The sequence below is a fragment of the Saccharopolyspora sp. NPDC050389 genome (genome assembly GCF_040655595.1).
Lineage (GTDB): Bacteria > Actinomycetota > Actinomycetes > Mycobacteriales > Pseudonocardiaceae > Saccharopolyspora.
Genome location: NZ_JBFAKG010000073.1, coordinates 35099 through 54787 on the forward strand (window position 1 = coordinate 35099; position 19689 = coordinate 54787).

Here is a 19689-nt window from a genome sequence, read left to right on the forward strand (position 1 = left end):
GTGTGTCAGGTCGTCCGCTTTGCGGGCTCCCGGACCACGACCACGGGGCAGCGGGCGTGGTGCACGATGTGCTGGCTGACCGAGCCGAGCAGCGCCTCGGTGAATCCGCCGTGCCCGCGGTTGCCGACGACGATCGCATCGGCCGAGGTTTCCTCGGCGGCAGCCAGCAAGGCGCGCGCGGGATGGCCCTGCGCCACCTCCTTGTGCACCTCCACCGCCGCGTCGCCGACGGTCTCGTCGATGACGCTCCTCAACTCCTGTGCCGTCCGGTGCGCGAAGTCCTGGTCACCGGGCGGTTCCCAGTTGTAGATCATCGGCATGTCCCAGACCATGACCGCGGTGACGCTCCCGCCGACCAAGCCCGCGTGCCAGACGGCCCAGCGCAGCGCGGCCTTCGAAGACGACGATCCGTCCACCCCGACGACGATCGCGTACTGGTGTTCGCTGTTCATGACGGCCTCCCCAGCTGTGCCCGCACCAAGGATGTGACGCGGGCGGGCAGCGCGCATGGTCAGCGGGCTCCCGGCACCTGGCGCGCTTCTTCGGGCCGGTAGACGTGCAGGGCCGTGTTGTGCACGGCGAAGTCGAAGCTGTGCCCGGTGGCCAGGACCTCGCCGTCGCAGGCGAGCGCCAGCGGCTCGCTGAGCACTTCGAGGCGCAGCGCGTCCCGTTCCTCCTGGACGTAGGTGTGGCTGTTGAACAGCGCTCCGGACAGCGCCGCGAATGCGAACCGGATGCGGGACAGGGACACGTCGGCTCGGATGTAGCGGATGTCGAGCACGCCGTCGTGCAGGTGCGGGCGCCACGCCGGCGCGAAGCCCTTCGGCTGGTAGCCGCCGTTGCCGACGAACAGCAGCCAGATCTTGCGGGTCACGCCGTCGATGCGGACCGTGATCGGCTCGGCCTCGGACAGGACCCGGACGAGCGCGGCGGCCGCCGCGGGCCACTTTCCCCAGCGCTTCTCCCACTTCTCGCGCAGCCGGACCATGTCGGGATAGCCGCCGAGGCTGGCGGTGTTGATGAACCACCGGACCGGTCGGCCGTCGACGCGCACCGCGCCGAGGCCGACCTGGACCACGGAACCTGCCGCCACCGCCCGCGCGGTGTCCTGCGGGTCCTCTACCCCGAGATCGCGGGCGAAGTGGTTCAGCGTGCCGGTGGGGACGACGGCGAGCGGGAGCTCGCGGACGGCGGCCACGGATGCCGCTGCGGCGACCGTGCCGTCGCCGCCCGCGACTGCCAGCGCACGCACCTCGTCGCCTGCCGCGTCGAGTTCGCGGTGGAGCTCGCCGACCAGATCCCCTCGCGGATCCGGGTGCAGGAGCTTGGCGGCTGGCCACAGGGAGGTCAGCTCGGCGGACGGGTCGTGGTCGGCGTCGCCGGAGGCGGTGTTGATCAGTAGCGCGAGGCCGTTTCCCGCGGTCATCTCGGCGACGTGCTCGCTCGGCCGCGCCAGAGCCGGCGCGGTCGGGCGCACCGGCCACCACCGCCGGGTGGCCAGGCCGACCCCGACGCCGATGGCGGCTCCGACGACGACGTCGGTCGGCCAGTGCACTCCGATGTGGACGCGGGAGTACGCGACCGCCGCGGCGACGGGGGCGATGACCGCACCGACAGCGGGGGATTCCATGCAGACCGCGGTGGTGAACGCCGCTGCCGAGGCGGCGTGTCCGGACGGGAACGACGGGGAGTCCGGCGGTGCCGCGACGCGCCGGTGCCTCGGCAGGAGATCGGTGGCCGGGCGACGGCGCGGCAGCAGCGGCTTGGCGAGAACGTTCGTGACGGCGCTCGACGCGGCGATGGCCGCGACGCCGCGCAACGCCGCCCGCCGGGTAGGGCCCTTCTTCGCCGCCAAGGTCGCTGCGACCGCGAACCACAGCTTGCTGTGGTCGGCGAGCGTGGTGAGCGTCTTGAGCGCGGGATCCGCTGCCGTCCGGGGAAGCGTGGCGGACCACCGGACGAACTTGTGATCAGCGTTCTTCATCGCCCTGCCTTCGCGTGTGGTGCCCCGGATTGTCCATGACCGCCCGCGCGATCGCTGCGATTCGAGGTGAGCGAGAATCCTCGCGTGTTGTTCGGCATCCTGGGTTCGGTCGAGATGCGCGGCCCGGACGGGGTTGCCCGGGGCGTGGACGCGCCGCGAACGCGCGCCCTGCTGGCGTTGCTGCTGCTCGACGCGGGCCGGATCGTCCCGTCGGAACGGCTGGTCGACGGCCTCTACGGGCAGCAGCCGCCGAACGACGCGGGCAACGCACTGCAGGCGCAGGTGTCCCGGCTGCGCCGCAAGCTCCGGGATGCCGGTTCGACGGCGGCGGTCGAGTTCCACCCAGCGGGATACCGGCTGGTGGTCGACCCGGACGAGGTCGACGCGCACCGCTTCGCCCGGCTCGCCGAAGCCGCGAGGCAGGCCGGCGCGCCCGGCGAGCGGGCGGCGCTGCTGGACGAAGCCCTCGCGCTCTGGCGCGGCCCGGCCCTGGCGGACGTCGTCGAGGAACCGTTCGCCGCGCAGCAGATCGCGCGGCTGGACGAATCGCGGCTCACCGCGATCGAGGACCGGGCCGAAGCGCGGCTGGCGCTCGGCAGCACCGACGTCGCGGAGCTGCGCGCCGAGGCGGACGCGCATCCGTTGCGCGAGCGGCTGCGCGGGCTGCTCATGCGCGCGCTGCACGCGGAGGGCCGCAACGCCGAGGCATTGGCGGAGTTCGCCGCCGTCCGGCAGGTCCTCGCCGACGAGCTCGGCGCCGATCCTTCGCCGGAACTGGCGGAGCTGCACCTCGCGCTGTTGCGCGCCGACGAACCACGAGCGCCGCGGGTTCCGGTGCCGCTGACCGGCTTCGTCGGGCGCGGCGCGGAACTCGACCGCATCGGCCGGCTGCTCGCATCGGCCAGGCTGGTGACCGTGCTCGGGCCCGGCGGTGCGGGCAAGACCCGGATCGCGCTGGAGGCCGCCGCCCGGCATTCCGGCGAGGTCGCGTTCGCCGACCTGAGCCAGCTGCGCGACGGCAGCCAGCTGCCGCGAGCGGTGCTGACGTCCCTCGGCTTGCGCGAAACCCTGCCGATCGCGCCGGTGCAGCGGCTGCTCGAAGCGCTCGCGGACCGCGACGTGCTGCTGGTCCTGGACAACTGCGAACACCTCGTCGCCGACGTCGTCGACCTGGCGCACCGGTTGTTGGGCGGCTGTCCCGGCCTGCGGGTCCTGGCGACCAGCCGGGAGGCGCTGGGCATCACCGGCGAAGCGCTGTGCCCGCTGGGCCCGCTGCCGGTCCCGGAACCGGGAGCCGCGCCGGGCGAGGCCTTGGCGTTCCCGGCGGTGCGCCTGTTCGTCGACCGCGCGACGGCGGTCGACGCCGAGTTCCGGCTCGCCGAGGACACCGCGGGCCCGGTGATCCGCATCTGCGCCGCGCTGGACGGGTTGCCGCTGGCGATCGAGCTCGCCGCGGCCCGGCTGCGTTCGTTGCGGCTCGACGACATCGACGCACGGCTTTCCGACACCGGATTCTCCTTGCTGTCACGCGGGAATCGCGCCGCCGCCCCGAGGCACCGGAGCCTGCGCGCGGTCGTGCAGTGGAGTTGGGATCTCCTCGACGAGGACGAGCAATGCCTGGCCCGCCGTCTGACGGTGTTCGCCGGTGGCGCGACCGCGACGTCCGCGGCCGAGGTCTGCGGGCTCCCGCCGGACGCCGCCGACGAGCTGCTGGCCGGTTTGGTCGACAAATCGCTGCTAACCGGGCGCGGGCGCTACCGGATGCTGGACACGATCCGGGCGTTCGGCGCCGAGCGGCTCGACGAAGCAGGGGAGCGCGCCCGGATTTCCCGCGCCCACGCGGAATACTTCCTGGCGCTGGCCCGCGTCGCCGACCCGCATCTGCGGCGCGGCGAGCAGCTCGAATGGCTGGAGACGCTGCGCGGCGAGCACGCCAACACGACCGCGGCGCTGCAATGGGCCGTCCGCAACGACCCGGAACTGGCCCTGCGGCTGGTCGGCGCGCTGTCCGGCTACTGGTACCTGCACGGGGTGCGCAGCGACATCGTCCCGGTGGTCGCGGAACTGCTGGAGCTGATCGGCACCGATCCGCCGCCGCAGCTGGCCGAGGAATACGTGCTCTGCGTGCTGCACGCTGTGTCCACCGGCGCCGCACCGCAGCTGGAGCGGCATGTGCGGCACGCGGAGGAGATCATGCGCGGCTTGGACGCGCCGGTGCGGCAGCCGTTCGTGCTGTCGGCCTGGGCGGTGTTCGCCGGGCCACCGGGACGGGGTGCGCCGCGCCATCCTGGGGAGGAGCAGCTCCGCGCGGTCACCGACCCGTGGGTGCGGGCGATCATCAGGTTCGGCGACGGCTTCTCCCGCTGGCTGGTGCACGGCGACCTGGCCGCGGCCGAACGCGAGGTCGCCGGGGCGCTCGCGACGTTCCGCGAGCTGGGCGAGAGGTGGGGGATGGCGCAGGCGCTCGACGGCCTGGCGATGCTCGCGGACGCGCGCGGAGCGTCGGCCGAAGCGCTGTCGCTGACCGATGAGGCGCTTGACCTCGTCGACCAGCTCGGCGCTCGCGAAGACTCGGCCGATCTCCGCTGCCGGCGGGCCGACCGCCTGCTAAACGCCGGTGAGCGCGCGGCGGCGGAAGCCGACTACGAGCGGGCGATGGTCCTGGCCCGCGCCACCGGCCTCCCGTCGGTGCTTGCGGCGGCGCGGCTCGGCCTCGGCGAGATCGCCCGGTTGCGCGGCGAGTTCGCGACGGCCCGCGAGTGGTGCGACCAGGCATTGGAGGCCTGCGCGCGAGATTGGACCAACACCACCGTCCGTGCGACCGTGCACACCACGCTGGGCCGCCTCGCCGAGGCCGACGGCGACCTGACGCAGGCGGCGGAGCACCACCGCACCGCCGTCGCGGCGGCGCTGGCCAACCGGACGATGCCGGTCCTGGCAACGGCGGTGGAGGGGCTCGCCGGGCTGGCGGTGCTCAACCGCGACGGCGAGCGTGCCGCGCAGCTGATGGGGATCGCGACGGTCCTCCGGGGCCGCGCCGCGGACCGCGGCCCGGGCGAGGAGTTCGGCGCGGCGTTCGACCAGGGCGCGGCACTCGGCTACGAGCAGGCGATCGCGCTGCTCACCGAAGAAACCGCGAGTAGTCGGCGAGGCGGATCGCATTCGCGGCCTTCGTGGTGAGCTTGTTCATCGGCTTCGCCATACCCGGCAGCGACAGCACCCGGTACATCAGGTTGCGCTGCCGGATCTTCGCCGGCGTGGCCGGCGCCATGAACGGCCCGGCATTGCCCGCGATCTTCTGGCACCCGCGCGCGAAGTCCTTGATCTGTTGCTCGTAGCGGGCGAACGCGGCCCGGTGGTCGCCCGCCGCCGCGGCCAGCTCACCGGCCAGCACGTAGGCGGCGACCAGCGCCTGACCGGCGCCCAGCCCGCCGAGGGTGGCGCCGTAGCCGGCGTCGCCGAGCAGCGCGATGCGGCCCGCGCTGAAGCGGTCCAGGTGGATCTGGGCGATCGGGTCGAAGAAGAAGTCGGGTGCCGCCCACATCGCCTCGAGGATCTCCGGTGCCCGCCAGCCCATCCCGTGGCAGGCGTCGGCGACCAGCTTCTTCTGCTGCGCGAAGTCGTTGCGGTCGTAGTCCAGCTCGGGGGAGGCGAACACGACCAGCCCCGGGCTGATCATCCGCCCCGGCTCGCTGTACATCCGGATCTCGCCCGGCGTGCACAGCTCGTCGGGCACGCCGAACCCGGCGACGTAGTGGCCCAGGAACCGCCGGAACCGGGTTTCGGGACCGAAGGACAGCGCCCGCACGCCGGAGTGCAGGCCGTCGGCGCCCACGACGAGGTCGAAGGTGCGCGGCTGCGCGTGGTTGAACGTCGCCCGCACCCCGTCGGCGGTCTCGGTCAGCGAGGTGATCCAGTCGCCGAAGACGTATTCGGTGTCGTCGCGGGTCAGGTCGTAGAGCATGGCGGCGAGGTCGCCGCGCAGGATCTCGACCTCGCCGCCGGCGAACTCCGCGGGCAGCGAGACCCGCGGGCGCCCGGCGGCGTCGATCACCACCATCTTGGTGCGCTCGGTCTGCCGGCGGCGCACCTCGTCGAGGATGCCCATGCGGCGCAGGACGGTCAGGTGCGCGGTGCCGCGGAAGTCGACGGCCTGCCCGCCTTCGCGCAGCGCCGGGGCGCGTTCGACGATGGTCGGCCGGAAACCGTAGCGGCGCAGCCAGTGCACCAGCGCCGGCCCGGCGATGCCCGCCCCGGAGATGAGGATGTTCTCGTTGTGCATCGTCGCTCCCAGCTCGGTGTTCGTGGTTGACGGAGCAGAGCTTCGAGGGCGGCGCTGACCGCTGGCTGACCGGACGCTGACGGCCCGGTGCGCAGTGGCGGATGATGGGCGGCATGGCCGAGGAAACAACCGTCGAGCTGCCGCCACTGCCGCCACTGCCGCTACCGCTCATCAGCCGCGCCGCGCTGGCGCTGTTCGCGGGAGCCTCCGGCGACCACAACCCGATCCACATCGACCTGGACAACGCGCGCAGCGCGGGCTTCGACGACGTCTTCGCCCACGGCATGCTGTCCATGGCCTACCTCGGCCGGCTGCTGACCGGCTGGGTGCCGCAGTCGGCGCTGCGGTCGTTCTCCGCGCGCTTCGTCGCGATCACTCCGGTGCACGGCCAGCCGACCTGCACCGGCAAGGTCACCGGGATCGATGACGTCGACGGCGAACGCCGCGCGCACCTGGAGCTGGCGGTCACGCTGGCCGACGGCACGGTGGCCCTGCGGGGCGACGCGGTGGTGGCGGTGCCGCCGGATTTTCCGGCTCGTGCGGCGCGTACCGCGCGGTAACCTGATTGCTCGCACGCCCGGAACGAAGGGACCGCAACGACCATGACCGCGATGCCGATCTGCGTCACCTGCGGCACGCAGTACGCCCGGCCCCGACCGGACTGCCCGATCTGCGAGGACGAACGCCAGTACGTGCCGCCGGGCGGTCAGCAGTGGACGGACCTCGCGGGCGTGCGCTCCGACGAGCGCACCGCGCTGATCCGCGAGCAGGGCGAGGTGCTCGGGATCGGCTGCGAGCCGAGGTTCGCCATCGGCCAGCGGGCGCTGCTGCTGCGGACCGGCGCCGGCAACGTGCTCTGGGACTGCGTGTCCTATTTGGACGACGAGATCGCCGGCGCCATCAACGATCTCGGCGGGTTGATCGGCATCGCGATCAGCCACCCGCACTACTACACCACGATGGTCGAGTGGGCCCACGCCTTCGACGTGCCGGTGCACCTGCACGCCAACGACCGGCAGTGGATCGGCCGCCCGGACCCGGCGATCCGGTTGTGGGAGGGCACGACCAGCGAGCTCGCGCCCGGGCTCACCCTGATCAACCTCGGCGTGCACTTCGCAGGCGGCACGGTGCTGCACTGGGACCACGGCGACGGGAAGCTGTTCACCGGCGACATCGTGCAGGTCATCCCGGATCGCGACCACGTGGCCTTCATGTACAGCTACCCGAACCTGATCCCGGAACGCCCCAGCGTCGTCCGCCGCGCCGCGCGGATGCTGGAGCCCTACCGCTTCGACGCGCTTTACGGGGCCTGGTGGGACACGGTGATCCCCACCGGCGCACACGAAATCGTCCAGCGCTCCGCCGCCCGCTACCTCCGCTACGTCTCGGAAGGCTGAGCGGCTCAGACGTCGATCGTCGCGGCGCAGCGCCAGCCGCGGGAGTCGTGCTCGATCCGAAGTTCGTTCAGCGAAACGGCTTTGGGCGCGGCACCGATGATCTCGGCGCGTGCCACCGCGACGTTGGCGAGTTCCAGCTCGATGCCGGTGGCGCGCGGCCGGACGCGGATGTCCAGCGGTACCGTGCCTTCCGCGTCCAGCAGGTAGATGATCTCGTCGAGCACCGCGAGCAGGAGCCGTTCGTCGGTGCCGTCGAATTCGGCGGTTCTGGTGCTTTCCGGCTCGTCCACCGCGATCTCGGCGAAGGCGGCCACCAACGCGCGGGCCGCTTCCGCTAGGCCGTCCTCGCGTGTCGAACCCCACGCCTCGAACCGGATGTCGGCGGTGTGCGGCAGGAAGCGGAAGCCGCCGCTCACCCCTTCACCACGCCCAGCGGCACGAGCCTGGCGATGCGGCGGCACAACCCGGCTCCCTCGGCGACGGCGACGACCGCGTCGACGTCCTTGTAGGCGGTCGGCGCCTCCTCGGCGAGCCCGCGGGCGGAACTGCCGCGGACGACGATGCCGTCGTGCTCCATGTCCCGGCGCAGCTGGCGGGGATCGGTCGTGCGGATCGCCTGGTGGCGGCTCTGCGTGCGTCCAGCGCCGTGGCACGTCGAGAAGAACGCGTCCCCGGTGGGCACGCCGGTGAGCACATAGGACGCCGTGCCCATCGAGCCGGGGATCAGCACCGGCTGCCCGGCCTCCCGCAGACCCGGCGGCAGTTCCGGGTGCCCGGGCGGCAGCGCCCGCGTGGCTCCCTTGCGGTGCACGCACAGCGTTCGCCGCCGGCCCTCCACCTCGTGCGTCTCGATCTTGGCGAGGTTGTGCGAGATGTCGTAGACGAGGTCGAGGCCGCTGCCGGTCGCCTTCCGCAGCACCTCGCCGGCGGCGACACCGAGCACGTGGCGGTTCGCGCGGGCGTAGTTCGCCGCCGCGGCCATCGCGCCGAGGTAGGCGCGACCCGCCGGCGAATCGACCGGCGTGCAGGCCAACTGCCGATCGGGGACGGTCAGGCCGTGATCGGCCATGCTCTCGTCCATGCTCCGCACGTGGTCGGTGCAGATCTGGTGGCCTAGCCCGCGCGAACCGCAGTGGATCATCACGCACAGCTGGTCGAGGTGGAGCCCGAAGGCCCCGGCGACGCCCTCGTCGAAGATCTCGGCGACCGTCTGGACCTCCAGAAAGTGGTTGCCGGACCCGAGGCTGCCCACCTGCCCGAGCCCCCGGTCCAGCGCCCGGGCGCTGACCCGGCCCGGCTCCGCGTCGGCCACCGCGCCGCCGTCCTCACATCGCTCCAGGTCGCGCGGCGTGCCGCGCCCGCGCGCGACGGCGTAGTGGCAACCCTCTTCCAGCAACCGGTCGAGGCCTTCGCGGGGCAGCTCCCACACCGCGCCCCGGCCCGCCCCGCGCGGCGTCGCCCGGCTGAGCCCGTCCATGATCCGCTCGGCGACGCGGCGGAAGTCCGACCGGTCCAGCTCGGCGGCCAGCAGCCGCACCCCGCAGGAGATGTCGAACCCGACGCCGCCGGGCGAGACGACGCCGCCGGCACGGACGTCGGTGGCGGCGACGCCGCCGATCGGGAAGCCGTAGCCCCAATGCATGTCCGGCATGGCGTACGATGCCCCGACGATGCCGGGAAGGGTGGCGACGTTGACGACCTGGTCGAGCGCGCCGTCGCCCTTCGGCGGCAGCAGTTGCCGCGACGCGAACACGATCCCCGGCACGCGCATCGCGCCGTGCTGTTCGATCCGGAACCGGTACGGCGTTTCCTCGACGAGTTCCATCCGGACCTCCCGCGTCGCTCGCCCCGGCAATACCCACCGGAGCCCGGCCCGACACGCGCCCGGTTACTGTGTCTGCCGTGGGCGAGGACGGCAGCGGCAAGGCACTCCGATCGGCGGGCGTCGGGGTGCTCGATCGCGTGGTCGCGATCCTCGACGCGGTCGAGACGCGCCCGATGGGCGCCAGTGAACTCGCCCGGCACCTCGGCCTCTCGGTGCCCACGGCGCACCGGCTGGCGCAGGCCATGGTCGGCCACGGCCTGCTGCTGCGCGACGCCGAGGGCCGCCACCACATCGGGCACCGGTTCGCCTCCACCGCGCTGGCCACGGCCGCGACCCCGGTGCTCGACGAGCTGCGGGACCAGACCGGCGAGACCGCGCAGGTTTGGGTGCGGCGCGGTGAGTTCCGGCTTTGCCTGGCGTGCGCGGAATCGCCGTCCGAGCTGCGTGCGTCGTTGCCGCTGGGAACGCTGCTTCCGTTGTCGGACAAGGGATCCGCCGCGGAGGCGTTGACCGCCGAGCGCTCCGCGGACCGTTGGTTCGAGAGCGTTTCCGTGCGCACGCCCGGGTTGTGCTCGGTCAGCGCTGGGGTGCGTTACGGGGCCGAGATCGTGGCCGCGGTGTGCGTGGCGGGCCCGGTTTCGCGGGTGGCTCCGGAGGGGCCCGGTGCGCAGTGGGGCGAGCTCGTCGCGGCCGCCGCGCAACGCCTCGAAGAGGTTCTCCAGTACCGCTGAGCGGATTTCCCGTCGTTTTCGTCGGCCCCTTGCTATCCGGTGGATCGACGCCGTAGCTTCCTTCTCGCAGAACGAGGATTAGTTCTCAATATTTGATAACTGATCGAGGGAGCTGAACATGGCCGCTGCCGAACCGCAGCCTCCGCTGCACGGCATCCGCGTCCTGGAACTGGGCAACTTCATCGCCGCGCCGTTCGCGACCCGGCTGTTCGCCGACTTCGGCGCCGAGATAGTCAAGATCGAGAAACCCGAGGTGGGCGACGAGCTGCGGGGCTGGCGGCGGCCGCGCGGCAGCACGTCGATGATGTTCCGCACCATCGCCCGCAACAAGAAGTCGGTGAGCCTGGACCTGCGCACCGCCGAAGGCCGCTCGATCGTGCTCGACCTCGCCGAGCACTGCGACGTCGTGGTCGAGAACTTCCGGCCCGGCACCCTGGAGCGCTGGGGGCTCGGCCCGGACGAGCTCACCGCCGTCAACCCGGAGATCGTGCTGGTGCGCATCTCCGGATACGGGCAGACCGGCCCGTACCGGGACCGCGCCGGTTTCGGCGGCGTCGCCGAGGCGTTCGGCGGGCTCCGGCAGGTCACCGGCCACCCGGATCGGCCCCCGGTTCGGCCCGCCGCCCCGGTCGGCGACGCGCTCGCCGGGCTCTACGGCGCGCTCGGTGCGTTGATGTTGTTGCTGGCCAAGGAGAAAGGACATTCGCATCCGGGCCCGAGGGTCGCCGACGTCGCCCTGTACGAGTCGGTGTTCATGGTGCTGGAGTCGCTGATCCCCGACTACGACGCCTACGGCATGGTGCGCGAGCGCACCGCGGGCAACCTGCCGGGAGTCACGCCCAGCGGGATCTACCCGACGGCGGACGGCCAGTCGGTGATGATCTCCGGGAACTCCAGCGGAGCGTTCGGCCGGCTGATGGCGGTGATCGGCCGACCGGACCTCGCCGCCGATCCGACGTTGGCCGACGGCGACGCCCGCTACGCGCGGGAGGCGGAGCTCGACGCGGCGATCACCGAGTGGACCTCCCGGCGCAAGGCCGCCGATGCGGTGGCGGTGCTCAGTGACGCCGGCGTTCCCGCCGGTCCGGTCTACGACGCGCGGGCGATCACCGAGGACGAGCACTACCAGGCGCGCGACATGCTGTGCCCGGTGCCGATCGCGATCGACGGGGAGCCGGAGCAGATCCGGTTGCCCGGTGTGGTGCCGCGGTTGCCCGGCGCACCCGGGTCGGTGCGGTGGGCCGGGCCAGAGCTCGGCGAGCACACGGGCGAGGTGCTGGGCGGGCTGCTCGGCATTCCGGCCCCGGAACTCGACGACCTCCGCACGCGGAAGGTGGTGTGACGATGGCGGTCACCATCACCGAGGTCGTGCTGCGCGACGGGCTGCAGGACGAGCCGGTCGTGGTCCCGGTCGCCGACCGGATCGCGATCGCGCGGGCGCTGGTCGCGGCGGGGTTGCGCGACATCGAGGCGGGCTCGTTCGTCAACCCGAAGCGGGTGCCGCAGATGGCCGGCGCCGAGCAGCTGTTCCCGCTGCTGCCGAATCCTGGAACGGTCCGCTACAGCGCGCTGGCTCTCAACGCGCGCGGCGTGGCGCGGGCGGTCGCCGCAGGTGTCGAGGAGATCACCGTGGTCGCCTCGGCGAGTCGGGGGCACAGCCGGGCCAACGCCGGTCGCGACGTGGACGCCGCGATGCACGACGTTTCCCTTGCCGTGGCGGCGAATCCTTCGGTGAGCTTCGCCGCGGGCATCGCCACGGCGTTCGTGTGCCCGTTCGACGGAGCGATCGATCCGGAGGCGCTGCTGGGCGTCGTCCGGCGATTCGCCGACATGGGCATCACCCGCATCGGCCTCGCCGACACCCTCGGCACGGCCACTCCCGAGCAGGTCGCGCGCTCCCTCCGCATCGTCCGGGAAACGCTACCCGCGGTCGAACCATCCCTGCACCTGCACAACGCGCATGGGCAAGCACTGGACACAGTGGATGCCGCGTTGGAACTGGGCGTGAACCGGTTCGACAGCGCGGCGGGCGGCTACGGCGGCTGCCCGTTCGCCCCCGGCGCGCACGGCAACATCGCCACCGAGGACCTGGTGGCACACCTGCACTCCCGAGGCGAGCCCACCGGCGTCGACGAGGGCGCGCTCGCCGAAGCGGTGGCCACCGTGAGAACCGCGCTGGCCCGCGCCGAACCGGTCTGAACAGGCCCCGGCAGAACTGGTCCCGACGTCAATGGTGACGTGGCCCGGGGATCGGGCCGGCGTGACCGGAATTGGTCATCGATGATCCAAGCGTTATCGCTCATCGCACTCGTCGCGGTATTCGTCACGGCCACCACCACGCCGGTGAACATGGGTCTCCTGGCGTTCGTGGCGTCCTTCCTGATCGGCGCGTTGTCCGGGGTCAGCCTCGACGACGTGCTCGGCTTCTTCCCAGGCGACGTGTTCGTCCTGGTCGTGGGCATCACGCTGCTGTTCGGCGTGGCCCGCGTCAACGGCACGATCGACCTCGTCGTGGCGGCATCGCTGAAGCTCGTCCGCGGTCGCCGCTGGGCGATCGTCTGGCTGATGTTCGCCCTGGCGGCCGTGCTGATGGCGCTGGGCTCGGTGCTCGCGGTCGGCATGCTCGCGCCGATCGCGATGCCGATCGCCGCGCGCTACCGCATCAACCCGCTGCTGATGGGGATGATGCTCAGCCACGGCGCGTTGTCCGCGGCGTTCTCGCCGATCACCGTGTACGGCGCGTTCACGTCGGGGATGGTGTCGAAGGCAGGCCTGGACGTTGGTCCGTTCGTGCTGTTCGCGGTGCCGTTCGTGTTGAACGTGGCGTTCGCGGTGGTGCTTTTCCTCGTGCTGGGGCGGAGTTTGCTTCGGGGCGACGAGCAGGTCAGCGCGCTCGACGAGATCGACGCCGGGGGAGGGGGCGCAACGCTGGTGCGGCACGAGGTCGAGGTGACCCCGCGGCGCGTGCTCACCCTCGGCGGGATGGCAGTGCTGTTGATCGCAACGGGCGTGTTCGGCGTCGACGTCGGGGTGACCGCGTTCGTCGTCGGCGCCGCGCTGCTGCTGATCTCCCCGCATCGGCACCAGGATTCGATGCGCGACGTCGCCTGGTCGGCGGTGTTGCTGGTCTGCGGCATGCTCACCTACATGGCGGTGCTGAAGGAGAACGGCACGCTGGCGCTGCTCGGCGAAGCCGCGGCTGCGCTGGGATCGCCGCTGCTGGCGGCGCTGCTGCTGTGCTTCGCGGTGGCGATCTTGTCTGCCTTCGGCTCGTCGATCGGCACGCTGGGCATCGCGTTGCCGCTGGCCATCCCGCTGCTGGAGATGGGTGGCATCGGTGCGGTGGGATTCATCGTCGCGCTCGGGTTCTGCTCCACAGTGGTCGATGTCAGCCCGTTCTCCACCAACGGCGTCATCGTGCTCGCGCAGGCGCAGGTGCCCGACAAATCGCGCTTCCAGCGGCAGATGCTCGCCTACGGCGGCCTGGTCGTGGTGGCGGCGCCGCTGCTGGTGTGGTCGGCGGTGATCCTTCCGGCCTCCCTGTGACGACCGGGGCCCGCGTCCGGGACGCGGGCCCCGGCGGGTCAGGCCTTGGCGGGCTCGTCCTCCTCGCGGGGCAGCGGGGGAGCGGACGCCGGGTCGGCGAGGGTGGCACGGGCCCGATCGCGGTCCAGCGCTCCGTCCCACTTGGACACGATGAACGTCGCCACGCAGTTGCCCAGCAGGTTGGTGACCACCCGCATGGTGTCCATGATCCGGTCCGCGCCGAGCATCAGCGCGACCGCGGCGACTGGGATGACGCCGACCGCGGAGGCCGTCGCCGACAGGGCGATGAACGCCGAGCCCGGGATCCCGGCCATGCCCTTGGAGGTGAGGATCAGCACCAGCACCACGGTGATCTGCTGCCCGATGGTGAGATCCACGCCGACGGCCTGGGCCATGAACAGCGTCGCCAGCGACAAGTAGATGGATGCGCCGTCGAGGTTGAACGAGTACCCGGTCGGGATGATCAGCCCGACCGCCTCCCGCCGGCAGCCCGCGCGTTCGAGCTTCTCCATGATCCGCGGCATCACGACCTCGCTGGACGCGGTGCCCACGGCCAGGGCGAACTCCTCCCGCGTGTAGCGCAGGAACCGCAGGATGCTCAGCCCGGTGAACGCCTTGAGCAGCACGCCGAGCACGACGCAGAACAGCAGCGCCGCGCCGTAGCAGGCGCCGATGAGGGTGGCGTAGGTGCTCAGCGAGGACAGCCCGTACTGGCCGATGAGGTAGGCCATCGAACCGAACACCGCGATCGGGGCCAGCCGCATCACGTAGCCGATGATCTTGAAGATGATCTCGCCGGTCTGCTCGATGAAGCCGAAGACCTGCGGCGCGCGTCCGATGCCGACGTGCAGCAGCCCGGCCGCGAACAGCACCGCCAGCAGCAGCACCTGCAGCAGCTCGTTGTCGGCGAAGGCCGCGACCGCGCTTTCCGGGATCATGTGCAGCACGAACTCGGCGGGGCCGGGCATCTGCTCGCCGTGGGTCTTGGCGGTCACGCCGGAGGCGTCCAGCGACGCCGGGTCGATGTTCAGCCCGGCGCCGGGCTGAACGAGGTTCCCGGCGACGAGCCCGAGGGCGAGGGCGGCGGTGGTGACCACCTCGAAGTAGATCAGCGCCTTGAGCCCGATCCGCCCGACCGAGCGCATGTCGCCTGCCTTGGCGATGCCGACCACGACCACGCAGAAGATCAGCGGCGCGATGACCATCTTGATCAGCCGGATGAACCCGTCGCCGATCGGTTTGAGGGCGCCGCCGAATTCGGGCCAGAGGTGGCCGACGGCGATGCCGAGGACGGCGGCGATGAGCACCTGGACGAACAGCGAGGACAGCACCCTCGACACGCGGCCGCGCCGGACCGGCGACGCTGGCTGAGCCACGTCGGCCTCCCATTTCCCTGATGCGGAAGTATACTTTGGAAAATTTTCTGGGAGTGTCCGTGCCCGGCCGGCGGGCGTCAAGGGGGCGGGGCGGATTTCGTGAGCTGAGGTTCCGGCATCGCCCTCAGCTTCGGCTGGAGCGATTCCAGGTTGGTTGCGTCAGGGTTGCAGGTGGATGAACCCGCCGGCGCGCCTTGTTGCAGCCGAGCATCCGCCGAAGAGCCTGGGTGTCTACTGTGGACTGTCGCGTCACCGCGCACGGGTTCAGGTGCACGAGGCGTCCCCAGCCGTCGGCGGCGCCGCTCGCTCGTCGGTCCCGGGACGCTGCCGGCGACCGGACCATGCCCAAGATCACCAGATCGGTCGAATCCCAATCCGTGACGGGTCGAACACAATGGGTCATATGCACCGGTGGGCCGGGAAGGCGGCGGCCGACGACGGCCGTTCCCAGCGTTTTCCCAGGTTGTTCATTGGGCCCTCCCGCACGGCCGAACTAGCTTGACCGCAGATCTGAACCGTTGCGTTGGAGTGGGGTCGATGAAGGGCGTGGCTGCGCGCGAACCGAAGGCGGTCACACCTGTCGCGGTCGACCGGGCTCGCACGGGCAAGCGGGACGACGTCGTCGGCCAGGCCGTGCTGTTCACCGTCGTCGGCGTGCTCGCCACCGCGGCGAACGCGGTGCTCTACGTGCTGCTGCGGGAGATCTTCCCGGTCGGTGCCTCGAACTTCTGCTCGCTGCTGATCACGACCGTGGCCAGCAGCGTGGCGCACCGGCACTTCGCGTTCGCCGCCCGCGACGAGCACCCGGTCCGGATGCACCTGCAGACCCTCGCGGTGTTCTCCTTCTACTGCGTGTCGAACAACATCGCGCTGGGCTTGCTGGGGCTGGCCGTCGAAGATCCCTCCAGCGTCGCGGAGGCCGCCGCCGTCGCGGCGCTGAGCATCATCGGCGGCACCACCCGCTTCGTCGTGATGCGGCTCTGGGTGTTCAGCCGCTCAGCCGCTCACCGCGCCAGCTGGGAGTAGTGCGAGGCGTCGCCGGAACGGGTGGTGCTGCGGACGCCGTCGATGCTCACCGGGACGTCGCCGGCGAGGGTGACCCGGTGCAGCCGGCGCGGCTGGTCGTCGTAGTCGGCGATCGCGTAGTGCTGCGTCGCCCGGTTGTCCCAGATCGCCAGGTCGCCGTCCGACCAGTTCCAGCGCACCGTGTTCTCCAGCTGGATCACCCGGTTCTGCAGCAGCTGGAACAGCGTTTGCGACTCGGCGCTGGTGAGTCCGACGAGGCGCTTGACGAAATGCCCCAGCAGCAAGGCGCGTTCACCGGTCTCCGGATGCACCCGGACCACCGGGTGCTCGGTCTCGTACACGTCGGAGACGAATTCCTGGCGGTACTGCTGGAATTTCACGTCCACCCCGCCGATGCGCGTCTCGTCGATGCTCGCCGCGTAGTCGTAGGCGTTGGTGTGCACCGCCCACAGCGAATCCACCAGTGCCCGCAGCGAATCGGGCAGCTTCTCGTACGCCGCAACGGTGCAGGTGGTGGTGCCGCCGTAGGACGGGAGCCGGATCGCGCGCAGCAGGCTGATGGCCGGAATCCGGTCCACGAACGTGACATCCGTGTGCCAGCTGTTGGCCTTGGATTGACGTCCTCCTCGCCCTGAAGGGTGGGGGTCCTTCCTGTCATGGTGCGGTGACAGAAAGGATGGTTCACGCATCCGACTACCCGTGCGGGTGCCTCGCCCACGGTGTGGACTGCGCGTGCTCTGTGAACCAGCACTACCGCTCGTACTGGCTCCCGCCTCCCACGCGAGGGTGGGTTTCCGTCCGGCGGTGCTGAGTGCTCGGTCAAGGATGATGATGGCAGCGTTGAGGTCGGCGTGTTCGGTGTGCCCGCAATGAACGCAGGCGAACAGCCGGCCGCAACCTTCCCGGGATTCAGGGTCACGGGTGTGGCACTTCGAGCACGTCTGCGACGAACCCGGTGCTGGAACCGCGACGAGCTCGCCACCGCGCCGCTTGGTCTTGTAGCTGAGTTGGCGGCGGATCTCGAACCATCCTTGATCGGCGATGGATCTGTTCATCCCGGCTTTCTGACGTACGTTCGCGCCGGGTTGCTCGACAGGGCCGCGTGCAGAACGGACCATGCTGGAAACATTCAAGTTCTCGACCGCGACTAGACCGTGGTTTTTGGCGAGGTCCGTGGTGAGCTTGTGGTTCCAGTCCGCTCGACGCCGTGCCTGTCGAGCCTTCACTGCGGCGATAGCCGCGATGGTTCTGCAGAGTCTGGTGGAGTACCGACCCCCGTTGTGCTTCTTGGCGAACTTGATCTGTCGGGCTTTGCGTTGCTCTAGCCTATTGAGGCGCTGCCGCTCACTGGGGGTGAGCGTGTCGGGACGCTGACGCGCGGCGTCTTCGGTGGAAACGAACACCGAGCACGCGATCCCCATATCCACACCTGCTGGTGGTGCAGTATTCACTGGTGCCTGCTCGGGTTCGGATTGGTGTATCCCGAACGCGACATGCCAACCCAGTCCATCATGGGTCACGGCAGCGTTGCGGATGGTGCCGCCGATCGGTCGGGACAACCGGAACCGCACCCATCCAATCTTCGGCAATCTCACCTGAGCCATCCGCCGCGACACCCTGCGAACCTGCACGGCTTGCCCCGGAAATGTCACGCCCTGACGGTGGTGCTTGCGTTTGAACTGCGGGAATCCAGCCGGGTGGTTCGGGTTCCAGAAGTTGTCGTACGCAGTATCCAGCTGTCGGAGGACTTGTTGGGCGCACTGCGCGGGTAAGTCCTTGAGCCAGGCGTGCTCCTTGCGGGCTTCGGTCAGCCCGGCACATTGGTCAACCGACCGTAGCGTAACTCGTTGCGTGGACCGGTAGGCCCAGATACGTTGCGCCAGCGCGATGTTCCAGACCGCACGGCAGGTATGCGACCACGATGTGAGGCGTTCCGCCTGTACCGCATTGGGGTACAGGCGGAACTTCATCGCAGTGTTCGCTTTCACCGAGATCACAATAGCGTGTTGATCTAACCCAAGGACGCGGTGTCGAAGCTGGTCAAATCACTCAAGGGCGGCTCGTTATAGCTGCTGTGGACGGCGTTGGGCGGGCGCGAGCTCGTGGGCGCGGATCGCCTGCGGTGGCAGGAGATCCGCGGCAACGGCATCGCGATGGTCTTCCAGGAACCGTCGACGGCCCTCAACCCGGTGTTCACCGTCGGCTGGCAGCTCACCGAGGCGCTGCGCGCGCACCGGGAGCTCAGCCGCGCGCAGGCGTTCGCCGAAGCGGTGGAGCTGCTCGACGCGGTGGGCATTCCCGAACCAGCGCGGCGCGCGAAGCAGTACCCGCACCAGCTCTCCGGTGGCCAGCAGCAGCGCGTGGTGATCGCGATGGCGCTGGCAGGCGATCCGGAGGTGCTGATCGCCGACGAGCCGACCACGGCGCTGGACGTCACGGTCCAGGCCGAAATCCTGGACCTGCTGCGGCAGCTCCGCGACCGGCGGGGCACGTCGATCGTGCTGATCACGCACAACATGGGCGTGGTGGCCGACATCGCGGATCGAGTCGTGGTGATGCGCCACGGTCAGGTGGTGGAAGACGGGCCGGCGCACTCGCTGTTCGCGCACCCGTCGCACGCCTACACGCGCGAGCTGCTGGCTTCGGTGCCGAGATTCGGACGGAAGTCCCAGTTGGCTGCAGTCGAGGACCGGGCGGCGCTGGAGCTGGCTGACGTCGTGGTCGACTACCGCGGATTCCGGGCTGTCGACGGCGTGGACCTGCGCGTCGGTCGCGGCGAGGTGCTGGGGCTGGTCGGCGAATCGGGCTCGGGTAAGTCGACGCTGGGCCGGGTGGCGGCGGGCCTGCTGCGGCCGAGCTCCGGCACTGCGACGGTGCTCGGAACCGACCCGGCCGCCCTGACGGCTCGCCAACGCCGCAGGTTGCGCCGCCGGATCGGCTTCGTGTTCCAGGATCCGGCGGGCTCGCTCAATCCACGGTGGACGGTCCGGGACTGCATCGGCGAGCCGATGCTGGTGCACCGGATGGCGACCGGCCCGGCGGCCGGCCGGAGAGTCGACGAACTCCTCGACGCGGTCCGCCTACCGGCCGCGACGGCGGCACGCCACCCGCACGAACTCTCCGGCGGCCAACGCCAACGAGTGGGTCTCGCGCGAGCACTCGCCCTGGGCCCGGAGCTGCTGATCGCCGACGAACCGACCAGCGCCCTGGACGTCTCGGTCCAAGCAGCGCTCCTGGAACTGCTGAAATCCCTGCAGGCCGAGCTGGGCTTCGCCTGCCTGTTCATCACCCACGATCTGGCGGTGGCGGACAACCTGGCGCACCGGATCACGGTCCTCCACCAGGGCCGAGTAGCCGAACAAGGCCCGACCCACCAAGTCCTGCACAACCCGAAGGCCCACTACACCCGCAGGCTGGTCGCGGCGGTCCCGCAGGCGGGTCTGCTGCGGTAACCAATCGGGGCCGTGAGTCTTTTGGGCTGAGCATGACGCCCAAAAATAACACAGACCCCCTCCCGAGAGC

General features: G+C 70.8%; 16 protein-coding genes. 9 read left to right on the forward strand and 7 right to left on the reverse strand.

From position 1 onward, the window contains the following. Nucleotides 1-5 precede the first annotated feature (5 nt). Nucleotides 6-452 carry a universal stress protein gene (locus AB0I53_RS35565; protein ID WP_358612994.1) on the reverse strand — a complete coding sequence of 149 codons (447 nt, stop codon included), beginning with the start codon at nt 450-452 and terminating at the stop codon, nt 6-8. Nucleotides 453-511: 59 nt separating this feature from the next. Next, nucleotides 512-1984 carry a phosphatase PAP2 family protein gene (locus AB0I53_RS35570; RefSeq protein ID WP_358612996.1) on the reverse strand — a complete coding sequence of 491 codons (1473 nt, stop codon included), beginning with the start codon at nt 1982-1984 and terminating at the stop codon, nt 512-514. A gap of 84 nt (nt 1985-2068) precedes the next feature. Here AB0I53_RS35570 and AB0I53_RS35575 point away from each other — a divergent pair, with 84 nt between their 5' ends. Further along, nucleotides 2069-5164: a BTAD domain-containing putative transcriptional regulator gene (locus AB0I53_RS35575; RefSeq protein WP_358612997.1), complete on the forward strand. Its 3096-nt coding sequence runs from the start codon at nt 2069-2071 to the stop codon at nt 5162-5164. Here AB0I53_RS35575 and AB0I53_RS35580 read toward each other — a convergent pair. Next, nucleotides 5106-6266 carry an FAD-dependent monooxygenase gene (locus AB0I53_RS35580; RefSeq protein ID WP_358612999.1) on the reverse strand — a complete coding sequence of 387 codons (1161 nt, stop codon included), beginning with the start codon at nt 6264-6266 and terminating at the stop codon, nt 5106-5108. The genes AB0I53_RS35575 and AB0I53_RS35580 overlap by 59 nt on opposite strands. 113 nt (nt 6267-6379) lie before the next feature. On the opposite strand from AB0I53_RS35580, the gene AB0I53_RS35585 reads away from it, so the two are divergent. After that, entirely contained in the window at nt 6380-6826 is a 447-nt protein-coding gene (locus tag AB0I53_RS35585) for a MaoC/PaaZ C-terminal domain-containing protein (RefSeq protein WP_358613001.1), read from the forward strand. A 42-nt stretch (nt 6827-6868) separates the two neighbouring features. Further along, entirely contained in the window at nt 6869-7663 is a 795-nt protein-coding gene (locus AB0I53_RS35590; RefSeq protein ID WP_358613003.1) for an MBL fold metallo-hydrolase, read from the forward strand. Nucleotides 7664-7668: 5 nt separating this feature from the next. Here AB0I53_RS35590 and AB0I53_RS35595 read toward each other — a convergent pair whose 3' ends face one another. Further along, a complete protein-coding gene (locus tag AB0I53_RS35595; protein ID WP_358613005.1) occupies nt 7669-8079 on the reverse strand; it encodes an archease in 411 nt (136 codons plus the stop codon). Continuing rightward, complete coding sequence (locus tag AB0I53_RS35600) at nt 8076-9488, reverse strand: RtcB family protein (protein WP_358613007.1); 1413 nt, start codon at nt 9486-9488, stop codon at nt 8076-8078. The genes AB0I53_RS35595 and AB0I53_RS35600 overlap by 4 nt, the downstream gene beginning before the upstream one ends. 77 nt (nt 9489-9565) lie before the next feature. Here AB0I53_RS35600 and AB0I53_RS35605 point away from each other — a divergent pair, with 77 nt between their 5' ends. The 4 genes from AB0I53_RS35605 (at nt 9566) to AB0I53_RS35620 (ending at nt 13765) form a co-directional block, all read left to right on the forward strand. Continuing rightward, nucleotides 9566-10219, forward strand: coding sequence for a helix-turn-helix domain-containing protein (locus AB0I53_RS35605; protein ID WP_358613009.1), 654 nt, complete (start codon nt 9566-9568; stop codon nt 10217-10219). A 118-nt stretch (nt 10220-10337) separates the two neighbouring features. Beyond that, nucleotides 10338-11561, forward strand: a complete 1224-nt coding sequence (locus tag AB0I53_RS35610) for a CoA transferase (RefSeq protein ID WP_358613011.1) — start codon at nt 10338-10340, stop codon at nt 11559-11561. Between the two features lie 2 nt (nt 11562-11563). Next, nucleotides 11564-12418, forward strand: coding sequence for a hydroxymethylglutaryl-CoA lyase (locus AB0I53_RS35615; RefSeq protein ID WP_358613013.1), 855 nt, complete (start codon nt 11564-11566; stop codon nt 12416-12418). An 81-nt stretch (nt 12419-12499) separates the two neighbouring features. Further along, complete coding sequence (locus AB0I53_RS35620) at nt 12500-13765, forward strand: SLC13 family permease (protein ID WP_358613015.1); 1266 nt, start codon at nt 12500-12502, stop codon at nt 13763-13765. Nucleotides 13766-13803: 38 nt separating this feature from the next. Here the strand turns inward: AB0I53_RS35620 and dctA are convergent, their stop codons facing one another. Beyond that, the gene (gene dctA, locus AB0I53_RS35625; protein WP_358613017.1) at nt 13804-15141 is read right to left on the reverse strand and encodes a C4-dicarboxylate transporter DctA; all 1338 of its coding nucleotides are present in this window, start codon (nt 15139-15141) and stop codon (nt 13804-13806) included. A gap of 537 nt (nt 15142-15678) precedes the next feature. On the opposite strand from dctA, the gene AB0I53_RS35630 reads away from it, so the two are divergent. Continuing rightward, on the forward strand, nt 15679-16167 hold the full coding sequence (locus AB0I53_RS35630; RefSeq protein ID WP_358613019.1) for a GtrA family protein: 489 nt from the start codon (nt 15679-15681) through the stop codon (nt 16165-16167). Here the strand turns inward: AB0I53_RS35630 and AB0I53_RS35635 are convergent. Further along, nucleotides 16146-18155 carry an RNA-guided endonuclease TnpB family protein gene (locus tag AB0I53_RS35635; protein ID WP_358613021.1) on the reverse strand — a complete coding sequence of 670 codons (2010 nt, stop codon included), beginning with the start codon at nt 18153-18155 and terminating at the stop codon, nt 16146-16148. The two genes, AB0I53_RS35630 and AB0I53_RS35635, sit on opposite strands and share 22 nt — an antisense overlap. A gap of 114 nt (nt 18156-18269) precedes the next feature. Between AB0I53_RS35635 and AB0I53_RS35640 the strand changes: the two genes are divergently transcribed. Next, on the forward strand, nt 18270-19619 hold the full coding sequence (locus AB0I53_RS35640; protein WP_358613023.1) for an ABC transporter ATP-binding protein: 1350 nt from the start codon (nt 18270-18272) through the stop codon (nt 19617-19619). Nucleotides 19620-19689 lie beyond the last annotated feature (70 nt).